At 61.1% G+C, this 391-nt stretch carries 1 protein-coding gene; it reads right to left on the reverse strand.

The window, feature by feature from the left end; all coding sequences use genetic code 11:
* On the reverse strand, positions 1-391 hold a 391-nt coding region (locus AAFM29_RS17950), incomplete at both ends, for a helix-turn-helix domain-containing protein (protein ID WP_341714065.1).

Consider the following 391-nt stretch of genomic DNA (forward strand, 5'->3'; position numbering starts at 1 on the left):
TTCAGCCAGAGCTGGGAGAAAATATCCTCCAGCTCGATCCCGCGCAGGAAACGCGCAAAGCTGCGGACCCCATTTTCACCCGACTGATCGAAAAGCGATTCGTTGATCAGGCTGATCAGCTGCGCCACACTGGCCTTTGCCATGTCATAGCCCCGCTCGGCGAAAAGCGCCTGGCGCTGCCGGTCAAGCGCCGGACGCCGATATTGCATGACCGCGGCGAGCAGATTCGCCTTGTCGCCGAAATGATACTGGGCCGCACCCACATTCGCATGTCCGGCATGCCGCGAAATCTCGCGAAGCGATGTCCTGGCCACCCCGTTATCGCCGATCAGCTCCTCGGCCGCGAGGATCAGGCGCAGCTTGGCATCCGCATTGGCCCATCCCTCCTTTT

This window comes from Erythrobacter sp. (assembly GCF_038133525.1).
Classification (GTDB): Bacteria; Pseudomonadota; Alphaproteobacteria; order Sphingomonadales; family Sphingomonadaceae; genus Qipengyuania.